This window comes from Cytobacillus spartinae, from assembly GCF_042865285.1.
GTDB lineage: Bacteria > Bacillota > Bacilli > Bacillales > Cytobacillaceae > Robertmurraya_A > Robertmurraya_A spartinae.
Genome location: NZ_JBIACK010000003.1, coordinates 299,167 through 320,361 on the forward strand (window position 1 = coordinate 299,167; position 21,195 = coordinate 320,361).

23 protein-coding genes are annotated in these 21,195 nt (G+C 38.5%); 1 reads left to right on the forward strand and 22 read right to left on the reverse strand.

Annotated elements, in window-relative coordinates:
• Position 1 precedes the first annotated feature (1 nt).
• From ACFYKX_RS09380 to ACFYKX_RS09485, 22 genes are all read right to left on the reverse strand, one after another.
• Complete coding sequence (locus tag ACFYKX_RS09380; protein WP_389360378.1) at positions 2 to 589, reverse strand: class I SAM-dependent methyltransferase; 588 nt, start codon at positions 587 to 589, stop codon at positions 2 to 4.
• 337 nt (positions 590 to 926) lie between these two features.
• Positions 927 to 2,000, reverse strand: coding sequence for a LysM peptidoglycan-binding domain-containing protein (locus ACFYKX_RS09385; RefSeq protein WP_389360380.1), 1,074 nt, complete (start codon positions 1,998 to 2,000; stop codon positions 927 to 929).
• 277 nt (positions 2,001 to 2,277) lie between these two features.
• The gene (locus tag ACFYKX_RS09390; RefSeq protein ID WP_389360382.1) at positions 2,278 to 2,922 is read right to left on the reverse strand and encodes a response regulator; all 645 of its coding nucleotides are present in this window, start codon (positions 2,920 to 2,922) and stop codon (positions 2,278 to 2,280) included.
• Between the two features lie 4 nt (positions 2,923 to 2,926).
• Positions 2,927 to 4,996, reverse strand: a complete 2,070-nt coding sequence (locus ACFYKX_RS09395) for a GAF domain-containing sensor histidine kinase (protein WP_389360384.1) — start codon at positions 4,994 to 4,996, stop codon at positions 2,927 to 2,929.
• 21 nt (positions 4,997 to 5,017) lie between these two features.
• On the reverse strand, positions 5,018 to 5,617 hold the full coding sequence (locus ACFYKX_RS09400; protein WP_389360386.1) for a hypothetical protein: 600 nt from the start codon (positions 5,615 to 5,617) through the stop codon (positions 5,018 to 5,020).
• A 305-nt stretch (positions 5,618 to 5,922) separates the two neighbouring features.
• A complete protein-coding gene (locus tag ACFYKX_RS09405; RefSeq protein ID WP_389360387.1) occupies positions 5,923 to 6,141 on the reverse strand; it encodes a hypothetical protein in 219 nt (72 codons plus the stop codon).
• 158 nt (positions 6,142 to 6,299) lie between these two features.
• Positions 6,300 to 6,800 (reverse strand): small multi-drug export protein, encoded by a 501-nt coding sequence (locus ACFYKX_RS09410; RefSeq protein WP_389360388.1) that lies wholly within the window; start codon positions 6,798 to 6,800, stop codon positions 6,300 to 6,302.
• Positions 6,801 to 6,927: 127 nt separating this feature from the next.
• Positions 6,928 to 7,083, reverse strand: a complete 156-nt coding sequence (locus ACFYKX_RS09415) for a hypothetical protein (protein WP_389360390.1) — start codon at positions 7,081 to 7,083, stop codon at positions 6,928 to 6,930.
• A gap of 282 nt (positions 7,084 to 7,365) precedes the next feature.
• Positions 7,366 to 7,662: a hypothetical protein gene (locus ACFYKX_RS09420; RefSeq protein WP_389360392.1), complete on the reverse strand. Its 297-nt coding sequence runs from the start codon at positions 7,660 to 7,662 to the stop codon at positions 7,366 to 7,368.
• A 129-nt stretch (positions 7,663 to 7,791) separates the two neighbouring features.
• Complete coding sequence (locus tag ACFYKX_RS09425; RefSeq protein ID WP_389360393.1) at positions 7,792 to 8,190, reverse strand: hypothetical protein; 399 nt, start codon at positions 8,188 to 8,190, stop codon at positions 7,792 to 7,794.
• Positions 8,191 to 8,448: 258 nt separating this feature from the next.
• Positions 8,449 to 9,405, reverse strand: a complete 957-nt coding sequence (locus ACFYKX_RS09430; RefSeq protein ID WP_389360394.1) for an ABC transporter permease — start codon at positions 9,403 to 9,405, stop codon at positions 8,449 to 8,451.
• Positions 9,406 to 9,409: 4 nt separating this feature from the next.
• On the reverse strand, positions 9,410 to 10,315 hold the full coding sequence (locus ACFYKX_RS09435; protein WP_389360396.1) for an ABC transporter ATP-binding protein: 906 nt from the start codon (positions 10,313 to 10,315) through the stop codon (positions 9,410 to 9,412).
• Between the two features lie 314 nt (positions 10,316 to 10,629).
• On the reverse strand, positions 10,630 to 10,848 hold the full coding sequence (locus ACFYKX_RS09440; protein ID WP_389360398.1) for a hypothetical protein: 219 nt from the start codon (positions 10,846 to 10,848) through the stop codon (positions 10,630 to 10,632).
• A 55-nt stretch (positions 10,849 to 10,903) separates the two neighbouring features.
• Positions 10,904 to 11,890, reverse strand: coding sequence for a zinc-dependent alcohol dehydrogenase family protein (locus ACFYKX_RS09445; protein ID WP_389360400.1), 987 nt, complete (start codon positions 11,888 to 11,890; stop codon positions 10,904 to 10,906).
• A gap of 157 nt (positions 11,891 to 12,047) precedes the next feature.
• The gene (locus ACFYKX_RS09450) at positions 12,048 to 12,788 is read right to left on the reverse strand and encodes a DeoR/GlpR family DNA-binding transcription regulator (protein WP_389360402.1); all 741 of its coding nucleotides are present in this window, start codon (positions 12,786 to 12,788) and stop codon (positions 12,048 to 12,050) included.
• Positions 12,789 to 12,818: 30 nt separating this feature from the next.
• Positions 12,819 to 13,724 (reverse strand): ribokinase, encoded by a 906-nt coding sequence (locus ACFYKX_RS09455; protein WP_389360404.1) that lies wholly within the window; start codon positions 13,722 to 13,724, stop codon positions 12,819 to 12,821.
• Between the two features lies 1 nt (position 13,725).
• Positions 13,726 to 14,709 carry an ABC transporter permease gene (locus ACFYKX_RS09460; protein ID WP_389360406.1) on the reverse strand — a complete coding sequence of 328 codons (984 nt, stop codon included), beginning with the start codon at positions 14,707 to 14,709 and terminating at the stop codon, positions 13,726 to 13,728.
• Complete coding sequence (locus ACFYKX_RS09465; protein WP_389360408.1) at positions 14,687 to 16,213, reverse strand: sugar ABC transporter ATP-binding protein; 1,527 nt, start codon at positions 16,211 to 16,213, stop codon at positions 14,687 to 14,689. Before ACFYKX_RS09465 ends, ACFYKX_RS09460 begins: the two co-directional genes overlap by 23 nt.
• 74 nt (positions 16,214 to 16,287) lie before the next feature.
• Positions 16,288 to 17,373, reverse strand: a complete 1,086-nt coding sequence (locus ACFYKX_RS09470) for a sugar ABC transporter substrate-binding protein (RefSeq protein ID WP_389360409.1) — start codon at positions 17,371 to 17,373, stop codon at positions 16,288 to 16,290.
• Between the two features lie 88 nt (positions 17,374 to 17,461).
• Complete coding sequence (locus ACFYKX_RS09475; RefSeq protein WP_389360411.1) at positions 17,462 to 18,391, reverse strand: sugar phosphate isomerase/epimerase family protein; 930 nt, start codon at positions 18,389 to 18,391, stop codon at positions 17,462 to 17,464.
• Between the two features lie 542 nt (positions 18,392 to 18,933).
• The gene (locus ACFYKX_RS09480) at positions 18,934 to 19,962 is read right to left on the reverse strand and encodes a threonine aldolase family protein (protein WP_389360413.1); all 1,029 of its coding nucleotides are present in this window, start codon (positions 19,960 to 19,962) and stop codon (positions 18,934 to 18,936) included.
• 141 nt (positions 19,963 to 20,103) lie between these two features.
• On the reverse strand, positions 20,104 to 20,346 hold the full coding sequence (locus ACFYKX_RS09485) for a hypothetical protein (RefSeq protein WP_389360414.1): 243 nt from the start codon (positions 20,344 to 20,346) through the stop codon (positions 20,104 to 20,106).
• A gap of 304 nt (positions 20,347 to 20,650) precedes the next feature.
• On the opposite strand from ACFYKX_RS09485, the gene ACFYKX_RS09490 reads away from it, so the two are divergent.
• The gene (locus ACFYKX_RS09490) at positions 20,651 to 21,181 is read left to right on the forward strand and encodes a methyltransferase (RefSeq protein ID WP_389360416.1); all 531 of its coding nucleotides are present in this window, start codon (positions 20,651 to 20,653) and stop codon (positions 21,179 to 21,181) included.
• The last annotated feature ends 14 nt before the right edge of the window (positions 21,182 to 21,195 follow it).

A 21,195-nucleotide genomic window follows, 5' to 3' on the forward strand; every position in this document is an offset into this window, starting at 1 on the left:
TTTATTGTGGTTTCTGACATTTTACCATTATAAATTTAAATGGAGGTTTGTCTTCATTATCTTTATGTGGCTCTACGATTTCTGATGTTTCTAAAAGACCATATTGGCCAAATTCCTGTTTAATGGTTTCAGAATTATAAAAGAACATTTTCACGCCTTCCATGATCTCAAAGTAATCTTCACTTAGTTGTTTGCCTTTTCCATACATAGGGGTTTCTTTTGAGATTGTCGTAAAAATCATATATCCGTTTGGTTTTAACTGATTATAGCAATCTTGAATAAACTTAGCTCTTTCATCTTTATTTAATAAATGAATCAGTGCGTAACAAAAGATGCCGTCATAAAGTTTATTTTCAAAAGGCATATCATTGACTGGACCATGAAAAATAGGAATATGAAGCCCATTTTCCCGCGCCAAATCAATCGCTGTTTTTGAGATCTCAATCCCTGTTACGTTGATTTCATTGTCTATAAAAACCTTCGCGTTTCTACCATATCCAATCCCAGGTATCAATATATCCTTAACCTTCTTTTCAAGGAAAAAGTCCTTTGTCAGGATGGCTGAGTCTGAAGGTTCAAACCCCCACATCGTTTGTTACTCTATAAAACTTGATTCCCAAAATTCCGTCATGCCTTTAGCTCCTTTAAATTTTGGTTTAAGTATACTTGGTTTCTTGTATCTATTTCAAAAGTGCGGATTGTACTTCGGTTTGTTTATTGCACGATTTTGTTATTAAAGCCAAATTCATGCACTAACATTCAACATTAGTGCCTGTTTTTATGAATTATAGCTCAATTTGGGTATTATAGCAGGCGCTAGTTTACTTTCATATGCTAAGACTCAGTGAAAAAAGCGTAACTGTCAGTAGTTACAACATCAACACAAAAAACCCCTTACTCAAAACAATGAGCAAGGGGCATATATATTAGTTCTTACTTTCCCAGTATTTTAAATGGTTGTATGGATTAAATGCTGTAAATCCATTTGCAATATCATACATTCCTATATGTAAATGGGGAACGAATTGACCGCTTGTACCTTCAGGACCGTACCCTGTGCTACCTACATAACCAATAAGTTGGCCTTTTGTTATTTTAGTGCCAATATCCGTATTCGAAGCATATTTAGACATATGTGCATAATAGAATGCCGTTTTTCCATCTGGAGTCTTTACGGTTAAACGCCAGCCTCCATACGTATTCCAGCCTTTATTAATAACAACTCCGTCATAAATACTGTAAATAGGTGTACCAGTTGGAGCAATAAGATCGATTCCTTCATGCTTTCTGGTTTGTGTTCCATCAGTGTTGAATGTTCTTCCATCCCCATACGTATCCGTAAATGGCTGATAGGTTCCTTTCGCTAAAGGAAACTTTCCATCTGCATATGTAGCTGGTGCTTCAATAGATGTGCTTTTCACTGGTATTTGAATAACCAAACCTGGATATAAGTTGGTCGGATTGGCAGTTGGATTTGCTGCAAGTATTTCTGTATATGGAACACCTAACTTTTGGCTAATGCTCCAAAATGTATCCCCTGACTGGATAACATAAGAGTTGGTTGACGGTTTTGGAGACACAGGAATTTCAATCTCTTGTTCTAGTTCTGGAGAAACAGGAATATGAATCTCTTGTCCTATAATCAAATTATTCGGATTAGCATTTGGGTTTGCAGCTAATAAATCTGCATAGGATATGCCAAACTTTTGAGATATTTTCCAAAAGGTATCCCCGCTCTGTATCTTATAAGGTGTGTAATCGGTGGTTGTATGCTTAACAGGAATTTGCACCTCTTGCCCTACATACAAATTATTTGGATCCCTATTAGGGTTTGCAGCTAATAGATCAGCAAAAGGAACATTAAACTTTTGGGATATTTTCCAAAAAGTATCCCCGCTTTGAATGGTATAACTACTAGTTGTGTGATCCGCGGAAGCCAAACTACCTCCCATTAGAGATAATGCTAGAATACTAGAAACCAAAACTCTACGTTTCATCATGTTAATCCTCTCCAGTTGTTTTATTCTAGGCGGCCTATAAGTCTATTATAAATAGTTTTTCAAATTAACAATACGGGAAAATAATGGGTAATTCTTGTAATTACTAGGAGATGATAGAATATTTACCATACTGGTAGAATAGTAGAAAAAAACATGAGGAAAAAACTTAGGGAGGGTTTCAGATGTTTTTAATTTAAACACCAGAACCCTCCCCAGGTTTTTCTTCATTTCTTGTAGGTAGCAAAAATTCATGTTAATGTTTGATTTTCTTTGGCTCTTAGCCAAGCCCAACATCCCTAGCCAAAAGGATTGCCTGAACCCGATCCGCAACCTGTAACTTAGCAAAGATGTTGGACGAGTAGTTTGCGACCGTCTTCAAAGTCAAGTTTAGCTCCTTCGCGATTTCTGGATTGCTCTTTCCCTGCGCCATCAGATGGAGAATAGTCCGCTCTCGGTCGGTCAAATTAGGTAGAACATCCTTAGGTACATAGGCAGCAGTGGTCTCAAAAAATTTGATCACCCGAGATGCAACAGCTGGGCTAAAGATGGCCTGGCCCGCAGCAACAGCAAGAAGTGCTCGTTTAATATCCACCTCATGAGTATCCTTCAACACATAACCGCTGGCCCCTGCACGGAGAGCTGCAAAGACAGAATCGTCGTCCTCGTGGAGTGTAATCACCAGGAACCGGATGTTGGGGCTAGCATGGCGGATTGCTCTAATCGCCTCAATTCCACCACCATCAGGCATCTGTAAATCCATCAACACAAGGTCTGGCTGGAGGTCTGCTGCACTAGCGATCACCTCTTTTCCAGTTGCCGCCTCACCGACTACTTTAAACTCCGGCAATGACTCCAACATCGTCCTAAGTCCCTTGCGAAACAACGGGTGGTCATCCGCAATTAGTACATTCAATATATTCACTCTCTTACTCCCCCCTTATTGGAAACTTAACTACCAGGCGAGTGCCTCCAACTTTAGGCAATTCCACCAAGAAAGTTCCGCCCAGTTCCTCAGCACGCTCTCGAATCGACTTAAGACCCACCCCCTCTTTGTAGTCAGCTTGAAAACCAATCCCATCGTCCGTAATTTCAATGTGCAGGAGTTCCTCCTCCAGGAAAATTCGGAGCCTACAGACACTTGCCTGACTATGCCTCACCACGTTATTCAAGCCCTCTTGTACAATACGATAGACCGCTACTTCTACCGCAGCAGGTAAGGTCGGCAGATACTCGGGTGCCTCTATCAAGATCTTAAGAGTCGCTTGACTCCCCTCCGAAAGTTGGGCAGCCCTTGCACGGAGCGAAGCAATTAGACCCAGTTCATCCAGGCTAGGCGGACGTAGATCATAGACCACTCGTCGAACCTCCCCCATCGTATTACGAAGTTCTGCATGTACCTCTTCAAGAAGTATTTCTGCAGTGTCGGGGTCGCTTTTTATTCTTTCTAGTGCCTGGCCAGCCTGTAGGTGAAGCGCGGCAAGGGTAGAACCCATACCATCGTGCAAATCCCGTCGCAGGCGGCGGCGTTCTTCCTCTCGGGCTGATACAATCTCCTTTCTTGATCGCCGAAGTTGCTGAGTAAGTTGTACGGTTTGCGCTACTACACCGACTTGACGTGAGATATCTTCCAAAAGGCGCAGGTCCCGAGTGGTGAAACTATCTTCACCTGATCGCTGACCTAGTAACAGCTGGCCTACCAATTCTTGTTGAAACACCAGCGTGAACGAGTGTAAATCTGGAACTGCCTCACCGTCAGATGCAACGATGGTTTGAGTATCGCCATCCTTTAGAGCAATGGCAGCATACGGGAGCCCCATGGCCTCTCGCACAGTAGTAGCAACTGTTTGTAATAGAGTCTGAGGAGGAGCAGCAGCGGAAAGTTTTTCGCCAAGCCGAGAAATGATACCGTAAGGGTCGCTACGGTCACCGTATACTAAGCGATCAGCCGCCTTTTGCAACTTTTCTCTTAAGGGTTGGAACAAGACCGCAACAACTCCTGTACCAATCAAGGAAATCAGTAGATTCCCCCTTGTCTGTAAAATCGCGGAAAGATATCCGATTATCAAAATATAGAGACCGGCAACACATACGGTTAATGAACCGAAGACGAGTGTCCGGTTAATTAGCAGATTGATTTGCCATAGTCGATGTCGCATTATGGCTATTCCCACGGCCAGTGGTAACATGGCAAAACCCAGTTCCTCCAACAGTTGACGAAATAATAATATGAACGCACTATGTTGACCGGTTGCAGCCTCCCAATCGAACATTTCCCACACTAGAAAAATACTCATAAAGAGGAGGTTTAATCCAACAGCGTACAGCAACCACTTAATCTGACTTCGTTCAACTGTTCCAGATGCGTGTCGGTACCTAAAAATCTGAGCACCCAACACCGCTAAGTGGAGTCCTAACCAGAACAGCATATTTAGCCACACGGGCCATTTTTCTGGATTTATCAGCGTTCCTTCCAGAAGCAGACTGCCAGTGTAAGGAAAGATTGATAATAAGACCACCGGAATGGTCCACCGTGGGACAAACCGGCCGTCAGGGAAAAGACAAAGAAATGGGGTTAGGAAGATGGCTCCAATCCAACGGAGCACTGTCACAGGCAGTTCCCAAGTGGGATTAGCAGCCACCAAGGCCTCACCCCCGGTGAGAACTGTCACTAGGAATGTTGATACGAAGAGTGGAAACCATCTATCTGAACGCCATGCAATCAACCAAGCAACACCGTGGAAGATGGTGAAGGTGACGACGGAAAGACTGATCATAAATGCGGCATAGAAGGCTACGGAAAATCCAGCCTTATTTAATGCATTGGCCGCAGTAGGGGTGATTTGGGAATAAGAGAGACAGTTCCCTTGCTCCGGGCAAGTGGTGCTAAGTATGCCGTATTGACCTGGTAATTCTGACAACCAGACGATAGCCGACAACAGTGCTATTGCAACAAACAAGAATCTAGCTGCCAAGAGGCTGTAACCGGTAAGGCGCATACTCTCCCCTCCCAAATAGTTCTAGCTGTTTACTTTTGTCTGCAAAGGTTCGTCTCCAATTGGTTTGTGGTACCAAAGAGCGACGCCCATACCTATTAACCCAGCCCCAAAAATGACTGCTCCTAACAGATAACCAGGGCTCGGCAACAGAGTCATGGCAGGACCGACCATGTAGGCTACCGCTGTCCATCTAGGCAAAGTACGGGCAAGCAATTTTGAAAGACCGAATAGCACGGAGGACAAAATCCACCCGAAGAGCGCAATCATGAAAATGATCATCATCTCAGATGGTGGATTAAAGCGTTCCCCTAGAATCATATCTTCATAGAGGAAAGCAAACGAATTAACACCTATCATCATTGACGTGAAAATAAAGTTGAGTACGAAACTGAAGAAACCAAATCGTCCAGCCCGAAAAGCCTGAAAAGTATACACTGCAACCAATACGAGCAAGGTCATGATCTGTGCAAAAATTTCCGACGGCAAAGTAAGTTTGCAGACCCCTCCATGAGAATGATTGACTCCTACTTGGCAGATAACACCCCACATAGGCTTCATTAAATAAGGTATACTGGCTAGGATCGCAAAGGGAGCCATCCAGCGTAACCAATTGATTGACATACAAATCGACCTCCTTGAGAGTTGAGCGACAGAATTGCCGCTGTGCCCTCATTTTATCGGAGGCTGATTCCCACAAATAGAGGGAAAAATCACATTAAATTGGGAAGTTGAGCTGGGATTATTTTTTGATCAAAGGCAACGTTTCACAAAAATTAGGGATCCAATGGATGATGGGAGACGGAGAACTTTATAGATTAGAACGATAGTACGACGGGAAAAATCGGATAACTAATTTCAGTTGGTCAAGAATATCTCTCTTTCATTACTTTTCAACGATTGCATGGGACTTATTTGCTTTGAGATACTTAATCATAAACCCTAAGCGGTTCAACGCTTACTTTTAATAGTATATTTGAAGGGTCATGTACCATATTAACTTTATTCACCACATATTCTTTTTTGTATATGGTTACAGTATTACTGGCCCTCAAAGCTGCTATATAATTTTCCCAATGCTTAACATTGGCACTTAAAATACAATTGTCTTTTAAATAGTAATCCACTCTGTTCGTACCGTAAGTCAAAAAAATACCCCCTTTTATCACAATTATCTGATAACTATCATTCTTGAACAAGCCTCTTTTTCTCGTCAATTCATGACAAGTTCAATTCTCCTTCTAAAAATACAAAGGGACAGTTCAAGTGTTTCTTTAAAACACCTGAACTGCCCATTTTTTTACTATCAATCATTTTGAATAATATCTCTAAGAATCCCTCTGTCTTCATAGCCTAAGAAATCGACACCAAAGTGACTTAACAAGGCAAAGACGACGCCCCATACAGTAATGCTTATAATCATCCAAATAGAGGTACTTTTCTTTTGTCCACCAAGAGTAACACTCATGAAAGCTGTTAAGTGACTACCAACAAATAAAGGACCGATTAATGCTAAACCAGGCAAACCGTATTTCTTCCATAAGTTTTGAGCACGTAATGCCCTTTTGCTTGGCTGTTTTTCTACTTTCTCGCCTTTTCGTTTCCTTCTCCACTCTTTTATTCTATCGATAAAAAGAATGAGCAATAAAACCGTTAGGATATTACCGAATAGACTTATTAATATCACTGGTATTTCAGGTAAACCAGCGAAAATGGACAAAGCAATGACTCCATAAGCTTCAAAAAATGGAAGGGCAGCCAAAACGAACACGACTATATATGCCCACAACAACTCTAAAACTCCCACGTAATTCTCCCCTTTATGTATTTTGGTGTGGATCTGCATCATCTATCTATTTTTCTAGACATAGAATCCCAATCGGTGAATGTAGTCTGGAGAGGCAAAAATTTTTGCAGAATATTGAACCGAAATGTTATTTTGCTTCTTTATAAATAACCATTGCACTATAAAAGAATATTGGGTTCGTAAATTTTATGTCTACTATTTCAATTGTAGTGTCATTTAGAAACTCATTGACTTTTTTATCAAAATCTTTTTCTGACCATCCAGTAATTGTTTTTATTCTCATCTTTTCCTCCGAAATGTAAGTTTTTTCACCTTGAATAGTATTACGTTTTACAACATGGAAATGTTTCAAATTTATGTAATAATTGTGGTGTTTAAATAAATGGTTCTGAACCTATGAACGAACTCAGAACAGTTGCGTTCATTCATAGGTTCGAATACCATTAATTTGTTTGATAAACTTTTTCAAAACGCACCAAAACTAAATTTTATCGTTTAATTTTAATACCATTCTCCCCACGTTGCTTTAACAAAACAAGAGCTGTCATTCCGACAACTCCACCTGTTAGCTATATTTCACCGTACTTTTATAGTAAAAAATAAAACTGATGATGATTGTAAACAGAGTAGCACCGCCTATAATGTACACTCCATCCCAATAATGAGAACTTCCAGTTAATATCCAAACTTGATAAGGGATAAAGATAATTGCCGCAATTACTAATACTCCCCATAGCATCGATATTACATTTTGTTTAGCTTCTTTTAATACAGAAAGCCTTTTAGAATATTTAATCATAGAGATTTTTCTCAAGGCGAATAACAAAACAAAAATAGCAATAATAATTACTAGATAGTTCATATAATACCAGCCCCTATACAAGTTAGACCTAATTCATAAGTAAATAGTCAATCTGTTTCTAAAGCTTGGAACCATTTTTCGACTCCCCTTAAGCTTGAAACTACCAAACTACCAACTTCACAAAACCACTTATCTTTGAATAGAACTCTTTCTATTCATAACCTCCATGACTTTTGCAACCCCTATAAATAATCCTGCTATTACAAACAAGTAACATAACACTAAACCCCAAATCGGAACTCTTATTATCCCATTCACGAGGTGTTCCCAAACGACACTTGTCATTAACACATATCCACTATAGGTAAATGAATTTTTAAAGATTTTTTCTGTACTTTTCCATTTATCTTTAATAAAGGTGGCTATTACTTGAATTGCCCCACAAATAGAAAGGATCATAAAAGCAAGCTTATAAATAAAACTTGTCTCCCCTTCAAATGCTACAAGAGTACCAATAGCTGACAATAATAGCCCAACTATGAAGAATCCATATTTTCTAATGCTTTCATTTTGTAATAACTTATCCATAAATTCTCCTAACCTTATCATTTAATACTATCAAGCAATTATTAAGGCTGTTTTTGCATAGATTGTTGCTATTTGTAAACTTCTTCCGTTTTATATTCGATTATATTGGCTTAATATTCTCTTTCATTTTTTACCGTCGTTTTCCCTTCACAAGAAGCGACTGCTCTTCTTGAGCACTCGCCTCTGTGATTTTAATACGCCCCTATCTGCGTGAAGTTTATTCGGATACTTGGCAGTTCAATCTGCCCGGCGACTGACCTACGCCGCCACATCCCTCTTGCTAAATACGCTAAAAGCAAGGAGGTGAAATACAACGAAGTAAACGATTAGGATAATGATAGAGAAAGAAAGTGTCATCCCTTCTATCGGTGGCACACCGTCAAAGTATACGGACAGGTTGGTGTTGGCAAATAAGATATATTTGGTCCACTCAAATCTTCCGGCAAGAAGCATGGTGGCTGTTCCACCCATGAAAAAGAGAAACAGTGAGATCCCGATTGCAAGAGAGCTGTTACGGAATACGGCGGAAATCATGAACGCCATGGTCGCGATCATTAAAATGTCGATCGATCCTAAGAGATATTGCCCGATTAGGTGGAAAGCAATATTCCGCTCAACGACCTCTCCATTGATATAGGCTAGATGAGGGACTTCACTTGTTGGCAGACCGAACAACAAAAGTCCAACTAGGGTGGACATGAAGTATATTAACGCTAGTAAAAGTAACCCGAATAAACCAACAGTTAGATACTTTGATAATAATATTTTTGATCGACTTATTGGTCGAATTAAAAGTAATTTAACCGTACCCCAGGAGAACTCTGAAGCAACGATACCAGCCGCAATAATAATTGTAAATAATCCTGCAAAGCTAATGACTGCCTGTGCATCATTAACAAATGTCCACACATGACTTTCCGTTTGCGGAGCCAAGTCGTTCTCAAGTTGGTATTCCTTAATGGCAATTTCACGCTCATAAAACATTCTTAGATTTGAGTTAACTCCACCCATCTCACTCAAATATTGTTTGTCATTTTTAATCTGTGTTTCTAGTTCCTGCTTCCAGTTGGAGTTGTTCATTGGTTCACTAGTAATCTCTTCATATTTATTTAATCCAGCAAAAGCTAGAATGAAAAGGAGCACCAACCCAATCATGACATAGGTTCCAGGTCTTCTAAAAATTTTTATCCATTCATTGATGATTAGTTTTCCCAACTTTTTACGCCTCCTTTTCCGCGGTTATTTCTAAAAAGCGATCCTCTAATGATTTCGAAACAGATTTAGCACCATAGACATCAATACCCTCAAGGACCAGTTTTTTAAAGATAGCCGGAATTTCAGCTTTCCCAGCCTCAATGGTAAATCCATTTTCTACTATCGTTGCGTTATACTCCTCTTTTAACCAGACTACTGCATCTCCAAGATTTCCGGTTTCAAAGTTATACACTAGTTGGTCATGTTGCACAAAATCACGTACCTGCTGAACATCGACTAAACTACCATTTTGGATAATAGCAATTCGATCACACATCATTTCCATTTCAGATAGTAAATGACTAGATACGATTACACTTAAACCCTTTTCTCTTGTTAACATGCGTAAATGATCTCGAATTTCTCTTATTCCTGCGGGATCCAATCCATTCGTTGGTTCGTCTAAGATTAAGAGTTTAGGACTGTGTAACAAACATTGCGCTAAACCAAGCCGCTGTCTCATCCCTAGTGAATACGTTTTAACTTTGTCATGTATTCTAGCGGTTAACCCGACAAGTTCAACCACTTCATCAATCTTTTCTTTCGTGATTCCCTTATGCATCCGAGCATATTGGTGGAGATTTTGGTAGCCAGTTAAAAACTTATACATTTCTGGATTTTCAACAATCGCACCAATGTTGGCGACCGCTCCTTCGAAATCCTTTTTTACACTTTTTCCACAGACGACGATATCTCCCTCTGTAATCCCCATTAAACCTACAATCATCCGAATGGTCGTTGTTTTCCCAGCTCCGTTAGGCCCCAAGAAACCAAAAACCTCTCCTTCCACAACAGTAAAACTAAGTCCGTTAATAATGCTCTTCCCTTTAATCGACTTCTTGACGTTATCTAATGTGAGAACCGGTTTCATCGCTTCCTCCTAGTTTTTACTTTTATTGTCGTTGGTGAGTTCATTCCTTTCTTGTGCATTTCTGCATATGTATTTTTACGAGTAACCCTTCATTTGGTTTCATTAAGTTCTAATAATTTCCATTCTAAACACAATCTTATAGAAAAATAGCATTATAAAAAGGATTAGATCTTGATCTAATCCCTGTGTTGTTTTCAACTGAAAATATAGAATTCCTGTCACTCTTCGAATACTTGAGAATACTATTCTGCTTAATATTACGGGGAGAGACAGCGGAGATGAATCCAATAAACATCCTTTAAGTAATCACACCGTTACTTTGACAAGTTAGTTTCTCTTTTCCCTTTCCTTCTGTACAAAATCCCCACAATAAAAGAAGTTACCATCAATATAATGGGTGATATGGCACTTTTGTCAAAACCTTCAACGAAACCTGCAATCATAATCCCCAATAGCATAAACCCCGAGATGATAAAGAAAACGATTGATGTATTCTTATATTCTGTGGATGTATATTCTTTTCTTTTAAACATTAAATCCCCCTAAACACTTGCTCGCTTTAACACGTTTTTCCGAAATCTGCTCTCACTAACTTGTTAAAAAAACTTTCCCCTTTGTCGTTCTAGCAGCTTCCACCTCAACCGCTTTTTTTACATCTATTAAGTTGTACTGGGAGTCTACTTTCATCAAATGTAATTTCTTCTCTTTAATTTGGGTGATTAGTTGGTTAAATGTTTCTTGCCATTTAAGAGCAGAGACATTAGCATTCCAATTCCGTAGATGAAATATAGTAGCATTTACTTTTGCTTTTCCTACAATCTCTTTCCAGTTCACCTGCACCCCGGAAAGAAGCCCAATGGTTAAAAAATGACCATTAGGATGTACACAGAAAGCCAAATCGTTTCCATCCGAACCGCCAATGGAGTCAATCGCAGCATATGCACCTATTCCATTCGTTAACTCCATAACTGTTTCATAGAGTGAAACTGCAGAGGTATCTATCACATAAGATGCGCCAAGTTGAAGTAACTCTTCTGAATGTTTATCACTTCTAGTGACAGCGATTAACCGAAAACCTATGATTTTCGATAATTGAGCAAATATATGTCCAATTGATGAGCCACACGCATTCACCAATAAAACATCTCCCACTTTTAATCTCAAAACTTCTGTACAAACCACCCAGGCGGTAAGGGGATTAATATACATCTGTGCTGCCGTAAAATTATCAATACAATCAGGTAACGGAACAGCAAACTCTGCTGATGTCTTAACGTATTCTTGCCAAGTACCTTCACCACGCAACGGTAGAACCCGTTTTCCAATAAAGCTTTTAGACACTAAAGGACCTACATCCTCTACAACTCCAACTCCTTCATAACCAGGTATATTAGGCAAAGAAATCCGATGTGAATAGGACCCTCTTATCGGGATTAAGTCAGAAGGATTTATAGGACGTGCAAGCATGCGGACTAAGACCTCATTATCCTCTGGTGGATTAATTATTTTGTTTTCAACGGTTAACACATCTTTAGGGCTACCAAACTCGTAGAATCTAATACATTTTGCATTCAAACTACAATACTCCTTAAAAGAAAAAATTATCCTAACCTCCACCTTTATTTCAATAAGAAAAAGCTATTCTCCTTTTTGGAGAATAGCTTTTTATCAGGTATAAATTGTAGAAAAGACTAACTCTCTCCTACAAACTTAAGTTCACGTTTGTCCCAGTTTATTCCGCAACAATATATTCAGAAATACCCTTTAGCCCAGGAATCTCCTTGTTTGTCACCAGTATACACTCCTGAATTTCAAAAGCTTTACATAAAGTACTTTTATTAAACTTTGAGCTATCAGCCAACACATAGCACTTTTTTGAATTTGTTTTAGCAATGCTTTTTTTGCTAGCTTCACGGAAGTCTGGAGTGTTAATTCCTACTACCGTCCCAAATCCACTAGCCCCGAGGAACGATTTATCAAAGTTCATATTTTTAAGGGTATCATCTGTCAAGGGACCAGAGATAGAGTCAATTTTCTTATTCACTTCTCCCCCTACCACAATACAGCTTTCAATAACATGGTTAACTTCGTTCAGAATCTGTGTATTGGACGTGACGACTCTTACACCTCTTGCCTTAATATACTTGAACATCGCTGTACAGGAAGTACCTGAATCGATGTATATGCAATCATCATCCTCAACAAGAGACGCAGCGAATTTCCCTATCTTTTCTTTGTCTTCTTTATAAAGTAACTTTTTCGTTCCAACAGGAATTTCATGAGAATCTAGCTTTAGCTTTACTGCTCCTCCTCTCAAAAGAACAATAAAATTTTCATCCTCAAGCATTTTTAAATCTCTTCTTATCGTGGATTCCGAAACCCCATCAAAGATTTTAAGAAAATCCTCAATATACATGATTTGCTTATTCTCAAGCTCATCCATAATTTTTTCTCTTCTAACATAAGGGATCATACTAAAACCTCAATCTAATAATTATTCCTCTTACTCCTTAACCTCTGCTAGAGTTGGCATTGCCTCTTGCGCACCCACCTTAGTCACCGTTCTTGAGCTCACTAAAGAAGCAAATTCTCCCATTTCATCATAGGACATCTTATTGATCAACGCATAAGCAAGAGCGCCAATATAGGAATCTCCTGCACCTGTTGTCTCAATAACATCCACTTTTTTGGGAAGGAAACGAACCTTTCGCTCGCCATCATATAAAAGACTACCCTTTTCCCCAAGCGTAATAATCAAGAGATCATCAGGATATTGGAAAAGCTTCTCACACACTTTTTCAGCCTCTTCAACGGTGGATACTGTTTCGCCTGCATAGAAGCTAGCTTCTGTTTCATTCACCACTAAACAATCGACCATTCTCAAGAATTCTTCATCTATTTCACTCGCAGGAGCTGCATTTAAAATCACATAGCAACTATGCTCTTTTGCTTTCTGAATACTATACTCAACCACTTCTTTGGGAATTTCTAACTGAAGGATAACCATTCTACTTTTTTCAAATAATCCTTCAGCCTTTTCAATATCCTCACAAGTTAGACTATAGTTCGCACCTTTAGAAATCGTCGCTACTAATCGTCCATCTTCAATAGCATTCACAACTCCGATACCCGTGTTTGTATGCGCTGTTTCTACATAATCAACATTTAAGCCATAATTCTCCATTTTACTAAGCAGCTCCGGTCCAAAGTTATCATTACCTACTTTGCCGACCATATAGGTTTCTAGACCAAGCTTTGCACATTGGACAGCTTGATTGGCGCCTTTTCCACCACCAGTAAAAGCTACACTATCTGCCGTAAACGTTTCTCCAATTACAGGTAATCGTTTTTGTTTGAAAATAATATCGTAATTTATGCTACCTACAATTGTAACCGCATTCTTTTCCATGTTAGCTACCAGCTCCTTCAGCAACTTTTTTCTTGCTGAACTTAATATTTTTCAATTTATCTTGTATCACTTCAAAATAAGCTGCTATGACTATTATAGCTCCTGTTGCAATATATTGCCAAAAACTATCTACGCCTACAACGACTAATCCTACTTTCAGCGTTGACAGTAAAATGGCACCTAGAAGAGTTCCAATCATATTCCCTCTACCACCTGCAAGACTCGCCCCACCAATGGCAGCTGCAGCGATAGCATTAAGCTCATAAGTTTGCCCAGCCGCTGGTTCTCCCGATCCTAGTCGAGCCAACAAAACCATACCAGCTAAGGCAGCTCCAGCTCCTGAAATTGCATAAGCTAACATTTTACTTCTGTTCACATTTACTCCTGATAAAAGGGTAGCTTCTTCATTTCCACCAATCGCATAAATATAAGTACCAAGCTTCGTGTACTTCAAAATAATATGACCGAAGATAGCAAAACCAAACAGGACAAAGATGGATACAGGAATCGTTCCAAATACATCAGAGTTAAAGATCCCTCTAAAGTTATCTGGAATATCGAGGACTGGCCATCCACCTGTAATAACATAGGCAATCCCTCTATATGCACTCATCGTACCCAAAGTGGCAATAAACGGTTGTAGATTAAGCTTTGTAATTAATAGACCATTGAAAATTCCTAATACAAAACCTATACCCACACCACATACAATGGCAACAACAGGGTTCATTCCACTAACTAGCAAGTCCCCTACCACAACAATGACAATTGCAAAAATGGAACCAACACTTAAGTCAATACCACCTGTAATAATTGCATACGTAATCCCGAGAGCTAACAGCCCATTAATTACACTTTGATCCATAATATCTAGCAAGTTAGCACCACTTAAAAAAACGGGTTCAATAATTGAAAATACGATGACCATTAGGACTATTGCTGCTACCAAGCTTAGTTCTCTACTAAATCCCTTCGTTTTTAACATCACTGTTTACCCCCATAGCATATTGAAGGATATCTTCTTCTGTCAGATTGTGATTCTCAAATTCTTTTACTTTTCTTCCTTCTCTCATCACAATAATCCGATCACTCAATCCAAGAACCTCAGGCAATTCAGAGGAAACGACAATAATGGATTTCCCCTTCTCAAGTAATTCCTCTAACACACGATAAATTTCTGCCTTCGCTCCAACATCGACCCCTTTAGTAGGTTCATCTAATATGAGAATTTCTGCATCAGAGGATAGCCACTTTGCTATGACCACTTTTTGCTGATTTCCTCCACTTAAATGACTTGTCATATAGTGCGGATCGCTAGGCTTAAGATTAATTTCATCAATATAGTAGTTACAGTTTTCCATTTTCTTTGTATGATTTAAAAGGCCAAACTTCGTGAACTTCTCCATTTTTGTAAGGCCGACATTATTGGCATTATCAAAATACTTTATAAATCCTTGTGTTTTACGATTCTCTGGAATTAACCCTATTCCTAACTGAACACCTTGCTTCGGTGATTTAATATTTACAGTAACTCCATTAATTTTGACCGTTCCACCCGACTTTTGTTCAGCACCAAATATGGCTCTTACCACATCGGTTCTCTTCGACCCTACTAAACCAGCAAAACCTAGTATTTCACCTTTATGAAGGTGAAAGCTAACATCCTCAAATACACCTTTAACAGATAAATCTTCAACCTCTAATACCTTTTGATTAGTTTTCGGGGATGGTTTTGTTCTAACTGCATATGCAGATACATCACGACCTACCATCTTTTTAATCAACTGTTCTCTATTTACATCCTTTATATTGAAAGTTTCAATATGCTTTCCGTCCCTTAAAACCGTAGCACGATCACATATATCAAACACTTCATCTAATCTATGACTGACATAAAGAATCGTAATTCCATTTTCCTTTAAATCATTAATAATTGAAAAAAGAGTTCTTACTTCCTGGTTAGAAAGGGACGCTGTAGGTTCATCAAATGAGATCAATTGCGCGTTATGATAGAGTCCTTTCGCAATTGCAATCATTTGCATTTCCCCAGTGCTTAAGGTCCCAGCTATATCTTCACTTTTAAAGCTACATTTCATTTTTGAAAGTATAGCATTTGCCTCTTGATGAAGCTTCTTATAATCTATGAACATTCCTTTTCTAGGCTCATGACCTAGAGCAATATTCTGTCCAACTGTTAATTCAGGTATTAAGCTTACCTCTTGGTGGATCTTTACAATCCCATCTTGAATGGCCTCATTTGCATTCTTGTAAGAAACCTTTCTTCCCTTAATTTCAACAGTGCCTTCATACACATTGTTGACACCATGTAATGTATTCAGTAAGGTTGACTTCCCTGCACCATTTTCTCCTAGTAAAGCATGGATTTCTCCTTTTTTAATATCAAAACTAACTCCATCTAAGGCCTTGACACCAGGAAAAACTTTTGAAATATTCTGGAATTTTACGATGCTTTCCGTGTGCTTTTCCATTATCGATTCCCCTTTAAAAACTATAGTCGAATCAATCGATCCGACTATAGACATGGACTAATATCATTACCCTCTTACTTTGCTACAACTGGATCTTCCCATTTAATAATTTCTTCTGCTGGAGTATCAACATTCGTTGAATCAATTAAAGCTTGTGGAGTCCAGATAACACGTGGTAGCTCCTGTCCACCTAATTGTCGTAAAATCATTTCTACAGCAATTTGCCCTTTATACAGCGGGAATGAATCAATTGTTGCATCTAGCTCACCTTTACGAATAGATTCGTAAGCTTCACCAATTCCGTCTACACCAACTACAAGAATATCCTTCCCAGATTCATTAACAGCTTCTTGTGCACCTAATGCCATTGTGTCATTGTTAGCGAAGATCGCTTTTAAGTCATCATGCTTTTTAATCCAAGTTGCCGCAATATCTTTTGCTTTTGCACGATCCCAGTCCGCATTTTGCTTTTCAGCAATTTCAATGTCTGGTGCATTTTCCTTCATCCAGTTTTCAAACCCTAGAGTTCTTTGTCTAGCAGCGAACGCTTTTGGCATCCCAACGATAATCGCTACTTTCCCTTCACCATTGATCTTCTCAGAAATCCATTCAGCCGCTGATTCCCCATTTTGGTCAGCTTTTGGACCTACAAAGTTTGGTGCTTCCTTGATAATTCCGTCGTTAACGTTAATAACAGGAATATCTGCCTTTATTGCATCTTCAACCCCCGGTACTAGATTGCTATCAGAGATTGGTGATAGCAATAATGCTGTATACTTTTTATTAATCATATCTTTAACAATGGATAACTGACCTTCCTCATCGGCTTCCCCTTGAGGAGATTTTACATCAACTGTAAGATTAAAGCCTTTATCACTGAATTCCTTAGCACCTGTTTCCATACCTTCCTTTAACGTTCTCCAGTACTCGTTTTCAAATGCCTTCGCTACTGCACCTAACTTAATTTCGTCAGCTACACTTGGTACATCGCCTAAGCTAGCTCTTACTTCCTCATACGTTTGACCATCAGCATTATCTGGATTAAATGCACCTTTATCTGCACCGTCTGATGTTTCTCCACCGCTACTGCTACTACAAGCTGATAATGCTAAAGAAAATGCTAAAGCTCCTGTCATTAAAACACGGTTTTTAATTTTCATCTTTTTTCCCCCTAGTTTAATTGAGTAATCGCTTTCATTTAAGGTAACAATATCTTTCCTTTACTAAGGAAGATATTGAGTCTTCAACTTATTTTAAGCACTGAAAAAATAACTCGTTTGCGGCGATAGCATCGTTTTTACTAATAATTTCTTGTATATTCTCTAAACCAAGCTCATCTACTAAACTATTAATCTTGTTAATTGCTTTTACATTCTGTCTAATCTCTGCTAACGGTTCTTCCCGAATTGGAAATGTATCAAAGTAGATAGCACCGTTGTAATCATATTTCTTTAGGTAATACATGAACTCTAATGTTTGCATAAGTGATACTGTTCCAACCATAAGACCATCATCGTGAGTTCCGTATCCATCATTTAAATGAACACCGTAAAGCTTCCCTTTATCAGCTGCTAGGCTTAAACCATATGCAGGATTTTCCCGTTTCATCAACATATGGCAATAATCAACCGTTACTCCAACATTCTCACGATTGACTTCACTTACCATCAGAAGTGTGAGACCAATGCTATCTATTAATGCATAAGATCTTTCTTGGTAAGGCTTGTATTCAATACTAATTTGTAAATCGGGTGCATAATCAGCAAGAGCTGTTACATATTCTTTCACTTGATTCCATGCCTTTTGGTAATCCACTTGAAATGGATAATCAAACCCATCAAACCCTAACCAAAGGGTAATGACTTTACCACCTAGATCTCTACAAGCATCTGCTGCTTCCTTACATAGTGCAAAAGCATCCTCTGCAATTCCTTTGTCGTTGTTTCCTAACTCCCCATTAATAAAATGGCTTCTAAATCTTAATGCAAGACCATTAACTTCAAGGTTTGCTTCTTTTAGTGTTTCTTTTACTTCACTTATTGAATAAGTCGAAAAATGTTCTGGATAATTTAAATCAACACATGTAATGCCTTCAATCTCTGAAACTTTTCTTAGGGCGCTTGTAATATCTCCATTAACTGTTGGCAGGATTGAATTTATCCTTGTTGCAAGTTTCATCTTGATCCTCCAATTTCGTATTTGACTTTCTGTAATATTAATTTACCATCAACCGAAAACGGTTTCAATCATTATTTTTCATTTTTTTCAAACTTTTTTTATTTATTTTCATGTTTTTTCATTTAAACAACTGAAGGAGATAGTTAGTCTAAAGGGTGACACGATCTTTTCCATATAAAAAGAGAAGTGTTGATTTAACACTTCTCTTTCAATTAATAATTGATTTAACTAAGTATTTACTCTCAATCAATTATCATTTCAAAGACAGAACTACTGAAAAAATTTTAATATATCATTTTGAGTTTTTTCATATTTTTTCATTTTTTTTACTGATCCTTTAGATCTTTTTCAAAAAGTTTGAAATAGTTACACCAACTTCACTTTTACCTTGAAGTAGAACTCTTCTACTGTTTCCCTATACTATTAACTACTATGTTCTCTCGGCTCTCTTTTAAAGGTAAATGGATTATGGAAAATATCATTAAAGAAACCACTCGGAATTACGAACTCTCTTCTATTGGTATGAAAAAAGAATCCCAAGATCAATCCAACTCCCTTTTCATATCCTCAATAAATGCAAGCACAGCTTCTTCTTTCGTTGCCCAAGACGTTACCAGCCGAATTGCAGAGTGTTCTGAATTGATCTTCTCCCAAACATAAAACCCGTATTTACCTTCTAACTTTGCAATTAATGAATTTGGTAAGATAGGAAAGATTTGATTTGAAGGTGAATGTGTCAAAAATTTAAAACCAACTGAGCTTATCTCGTCTCTGATGAGTCCTGCCATCTTATTGGCATGGAGGGCTAACTCAAAAAATAAGTCATCTCTAAAAAGCTCTCGAAACTGAATTCCCAAAAGCCTCCCCTTTGCAAGCAGTGCCCCTTTTTGCTTCATATGGAATCGAAAATCCTCTTGAAGAGCTTCACGGCAAATCACTAGCGCCTCCCCAATAAGCGCGCCATTCTTTGTTCCACCAATATAGAAGGCATCCACTAGTTTCGGAAGATCGCTTAATGAAAGGTCACTTTCTTCAGAACAAAGCGCAGACCCCAGTCTCGCACCGTCCATAAATAGAAGGAGATTGTTTTCCCGGCAACATGCACTTAACTCTTCCAACTCGTTCTTATAATAGATCGAGCCAATCTCAGTCGAATTAGATATGTACACTAGTCTTGGCTTAACCATATGCTCATCCGTATGAGCTTCAAGCACCCCTTCAATGTGAGCAGTGGTTAACTTCCCATCGCTCGTTTCCACTGATAGAATTTTGTGTCCCGTAGCCTCAATCGCACCTGTCTCATGGGTAAAAATATGGCCAGTACTCGCAGAAATCGCTGCTTCATACGGTCTAAGAAAAGCGGAAATAGCAATCAAATTTGTCTGTGTTCCACCTGATAACAGATGAACATCCACATCAGCTTGTCCCATCTTACCCTTTAAAAATTCAACCGCTTCACGAGTGAAACGATCAGCTCCATATCCCGCTTCCTGCTCAAGATTGGTTTCCATTAATGCATTCAAGATCCGAGGATGTGCACCTTCACTGTAATCATTCCTAAAGCTGTACATATTAAAGCCTCCATATAATTTTTTCTAATTGTACCAGATTTCTCATTATAAGCAGTGCCTGCAACTCTTTGTTATGCCGAATACTTATCGACTTCTTGAGTAATGAGAGTGCACTTTTTTGAGCCTTATAATATTCTGAGGTTATTTTTTCACCTTAATCTCAACTGTCATAATAAACGGCTCTCCAAAACTTTCTCCTTCTTCCAATTCATCATAGGGTAGGTATTTAGTTAACTCTCCATCTAACACGATGTCAGTAGGTATCTCCATTTTATTACGCTGCAAGTAATCTATTTCCTGTTCTACAAGGTCAAGTACTTCTAGCTTATCTAAATCATATGAATATGTTCTTGCATACTCAAAGCCATTATAGAATGCTGGCACTAATGCTATGTATTCTCCCCTACTGTGTTTAGACACTATGCTGTGTATTTCATTATGACACTTCCCCTTTTTGTATGTGATTATAAGATTATATCTCCTTACATCAAATCGATGCCAATGGGCTATGAATACGAAGAGTACGATTAATACGAAGAATACGTTGTAAAAGAAAGATGGAGGGGATATTTAGTCCGGTCCACCTCCGCTAATATATTTCTTATTCATTTTAAATTTGCAAAATCTTTTGATGTGTTATTACTTTCCCAAACCATTTGGTACAATAGGATAAAAACTAGGGGCCATCATGTTTATACTAAATAGCATTGTTTTTTCAATAGTGTTCTTTTCATTTCTTTCCATTGTGTATGCAACCATAAAAAATGGAATCTCACCTATGCCGACATTACCAAAAGTTAAGAGGATTTTGGTTGAAAATCTTCCTTCTGAACCCGTAACTCAAATTGCGGAACTTGGTGCTGGCTGGGGAACATTAGCTTTTCAACTTGCCAAAAAGTTTCCCTCTGCTACGATTACAGCCTTTGAAAACTCCCTCATACCATACACGTTTATAGTCATTAGAAAATGGTTATTCTCTCAAACCAATCTAATTGTTTTACGGAAAAATTTTTATAAATCCGATTTGTCAAAGTACAATTTAATCGTTTGTTATTTGTATCCTGGTGCCATGACTCGACTAGAAAAGCAATTTCATGAGCAGTTAACCAAAGAAACAATGGTCGTTTCACATACTTTTGCCGTTCCAAACCGTAAGCCTAGCAAAACAATTATAGCTAGTGATTTTTATCAGACGAGGATCTACTTTTATGAGTATTAATAGAACAGAATGGT

Bases quoted from the DNA above. Each gene is read 5' to 3' on its own strand.
- ACFYKX_RS09465 (WP_389360408.1), bottom strand. From the start codon at position 16,213: ATGGAAAAGCACACGGAAAGCATCGTAAAATTCCAGAATATTTCAAAA.
- ACFYKX_RS09425 (WP_389360393.1), bottom strand. From the start codon at position 8,190: ATGGATAAGTTATTACAAAATGAAAGCATTAGAAAATATGGATTCTTC.
- ACFYKX_RS09455 (WP_389360404.1), bottom strand. From the start codon at position 13,724: ATGGAAAAGAATGCGGTTACAATTGTAGGTAGCATAAATTACGATATT.
- ACFYKX_RS09440 (WP_389360398.1), bottom strand. From the start codon at position 10,848: ATGTTTAAAAGAAAAGAATATACATCCACAGAATATAAGAATACATCA.
- ACFYKX_RS09480 (WP_389360413.1), bottom strand. From the start codon at position 19,962: ATGTACAGCTTTAGGAATGATTACAGTGAAGGTGCACATCCTCGGATC.
- ACFYKX_RS09380 (WP_389360378.1), bottom strand. From the start codon at position 589: ATGTGGGGGTTTGAACCTTCAGACTCAGCCATCCTGACAAAGGACTTT.
- ACFYKX_RS09470 (WP_389360409.1), bottom strand. From the start codon at position 17,373: ATGAAAATTAAAAACCGTGTTTTAATGACAGGAGCTTTAGCATTTTCT.
- ACFYKX_RS09450 (WP_389360402.1), bottom strand. From the start codon at position 12,788: ATGATCCCTTATGTTAGAAGAGAAAAAATTATGGATGAGCTTGAGAAT.
- ACFYKX_RS09420 (WP_389360392.1), bottom strand. From the start codon at position 7,662: ATGAACTATCTAGTAATTATTATTGCTATTTTTGTTTTGTTATTCGCC.
- ACFYKX_RS09490 (WP_389360416.1), top strand. From the start codon at position 20,651: ATGTTTATACTAAATAGCATTGTTTTTTCAATAGTGTTCTTTTCATTT.
- ACFYKX_RS09435 (WP_389360396.1), bottom strand. From the start codon at position 10,315: ATGAAACCGGTTCTCACATTAGATAACGTCAAGAAGTCGATTAAAGGG.
- ACFYKX_RS09460 (WP_389360406.1), bottom strand. From the start codon at position 14,709: ATGTTAAAAACGAAGGGATTTAGTAGAGAACTAAGCTTGGTAGCAGCA.
- ACFYKX_RS09475 (WP_389360411.1), bottom strand. From the start codon at position 18,391: ATGAAACTTGCAACAAGGATAAATTCAATCCTGCCAACAGTTAATGGA.
- ACFYKX_RS09395 (WP_389360384.1), bottom strand. From the start codon at position 4,996: ATGCGCCTTACCGGTTACAGCCTCTTGGCAGCTAGATTCTTGTTTGTT.
- ACFYKX_RS09400 (WP_389360386.1), bottom strand. From the start codon at position 5,617: ATGTCAATCAATTGGTTACGCTGGATGGCTCCCTTTGCGATCCTAGCC.
- ACFYKX_RS09415 (WP_389360390.1), bottom strand. From the start codon at position 7,083: ATGAGAATAAAAACAATTACTGGATGGTCAGAAAAAGATTTTGATAAA.
- ACFYKX_RS09385 (WP_389360380.1), bottom strand. From the start codon at position 2,000: ATGATGAAACGTAGAGTTTTGGTTTCTAGTATTCTAGCATTATCTCTA.